Annotated in this window: 3 protein-coding genes; 1 reads left to right on the plus strand and 2 read right to left on the minus strand. The window is 63.4% G+C overall.

What is annotated here, in order from left to right:
- Positions 1–368: SH3 domain-containing protein (locus tag U9R81_RS14940; protein WP_322496228.1), on the plus strand; the 368-nt coding region annotated here is incomplete at its 5' end.
- A 124-nt stretch (positions 369–492) separates the two neighbouring features.
- On the opposite strand, the gene U9R81_RS14945 is transcribed toward U9R81_RS14940, so the two are convergent.
- Positions 493–1,743 carry an ABC transporter permease gene (locus U9R81_RS14945; protein ID WP_322496229.1) on the minus strand — a complete coding sequence of 417 codons (1,251 nt, stop codon included), beginning with the start codon at positions 1,741–1,743 and terminating at the stop codon, positions 493–495.
- A 40-nt stretch (positions 1,744–1,783) separates the two neighbouring features.
- Positions 1,784–2,219: ABC transporter ATP-binding protein (locus tag U9R81_RS14950; protein WP_322496230.1), on the minus strand; the 436-nt coding region annotated here is incomplete at its 5' end.

The raw sequence follows: 2,219 nt of genomic DNA on the forward strand, positions 1-2,219 counted from the left end.
GCAAAAGCGCGGGCGCTCCGGCAGAGAGCGGCAGCATCGCGAGCGCCATTTCCACCGCTCTCGGCAGTGGCGGCGCCGTCAAGATCGGCCCTAGCACGCCGGCTCCTGCCGCGGCTGCGCCAGCAGCCGGTGGCTTGCAGATAGGTGGCGTGGCCTACGTGCAAAAGGCCGGCGGCAAGAACTTGCGTCTGCGCAATGCTCCCGGCCTTGACTCAACCGTGCTTGATGGGTTGCCCCCCGGCACACAGTTGACTCTGCTGGCCGGCCCGCAAGAGAAAGACGGCTATCCGTGGTGGCGCATCCGCACCACCGATGGCCGCGAGGGGTGGGTGGCCGGCACCGAATTGGTGACTACGCCGGAACATTGATCGTAATACCAATCAACGCCGGGCGGTATGGTCAGGCGATGATCCGGTGATTGACGCCGCACAGCCGCGGGTGGCGCCGCACAATTATGGGTGGCGCCGCACGGTCGTGCGGCTCTACGATTGGTTATTCGTACCGTAATGCCTCGATTGGCGGCAACAACGCTGCCCGGCGGGCCGGGTAATATCCGAACCCGATCCCGATCACCGATGCAAACCCCAACGCCAGCGCAATCCCGATCCACGAAATACCGGTGTTGATCCCGCTGGCGGCGCTGATCAGCCACACAATGCCGATCGCGCCGATCACGCCGATCAAGCTACCGACCAGACTGAGCGCCACCGCCTCCATCACAAACTGGCCGAGCACATCGCCGTCGCTGGCCCCCAGCGCCTTACGCACGCCGATCTCGCGGGTGCGTTCGGTCACTGCCACCAGCATAATGTTCATAATCCCAATCCCGCCCACGACCAGACTAATGCCGGCGACCACCGCAATAAACCCGGTAATAGCAGTGCTAATCCCGGCCAGCACATTCAGGGCCTGCGTCGGCGTTTGCAGGTTGAAGTCATTGATCACCCCCTCCGGCACATTGCGCGCCGCGCGCAGGGTGCTCTCGATCAAAGCCACCGCCTCATCAAGCTGCTGCTCGCTCTGCAAGCCGAGCAAAACGCTGCTCATGCGCAGACCCCGTCCCGGCAGATCGAGATCACCGATCAGGCGCAAGCGCATCGTGCTAACCGGGGTAAAGATGCGGCCATCAGTTGAGAAGGGACCGCCGTTTTCGTTAATGATGCCGACAATCTCAATCGGCTGGCCATTGACCTCAATCGTCTGCCCAATCACATTGCGCAGCGCGGCTTTGTCAGCACCGAACAGATCGCGCGCCACCAGCCAGCCTAACACACCGACCCGCGCGCCTTCCGCTTCGTCTTCCGGGGTGAGGAAGCGGCCATATAACATCGGCGTGCGCTGCACTTGCGGGTAGTCGGCGCTGGTACCGACCAGTAGCGTCTGCAAGGCGACCGCGCCAGCGCGAGCCTGCGTGCTGACCGTGATCTCCGGCGCGATGGCGCGGAACAGATCGGGCCGGTTGGCGACCATCGTCTCGAGCACCTGATAATCTTGCACCGAGAGCAAGCCGTAGCCGGGCACGTCACGTGCGCCCTTCGCCCGCGGATCACCCGGCGTCACCGCGATCCGGCGGGTGCCGAGATCGACAAACTGCTCGAAGACTTGGCCTTGCAGCGCATTGCCGAGCGAGAGCACCGCGACCAGTGTGCCGGCGCCGATGATCACACCAAGCATGGTGAGCAGTGAGCGAAATTTATTGGCGCGCAGGCTATCAAAGGCCATGGCGATCAATTCGGTGAACATAGGTTCCCTCTGTCTATCGATACGTTGCGACAGTTTACGGTTACGGTGTGGTCGTTTCACCGTTCGGACGGCGCATCACGGGCACCGGCACCGGCTCAAGGCCGCGGGTGCGCTCAACCTCTTCCAACACCTCGACACCGTAGTACTCGCTGAGAATGTTGTCAACCAGCCGCCCGTCGCGCAAGCCGATCACCCGATCCATGTGGCGGCCAATCTCGGGATCGTGAGTGACAATGATGATCGTGCGTCCCTGATCGCGGTTCAATTCGCGGAACAGGGCCAAAATCTCGGCCCCGGTGCGCGTGTCGAGCGCGCCGGTCGGTTCATCGGCCAAAATGATCGCCGGGTCATGCACCAATGCGCGGGCGATCGCTACCCGCTGCTTCTGCCCGCCCGACAGCGTATTGGGCAGGCTATCGAGCTTGTGGCCCAAACCGACCGCTTCGAGCGCGGCCCGCGCGCGCGCAGCCCGCTCG

It is taken from the genome of Chloroflexus sp. (genome assembly GCF_034435895.1).
GTDB lineage: Bacteria > Chloroflexota > Chloroflexia > Chloroflexales > Chloroflexaceae > Chloroflexus.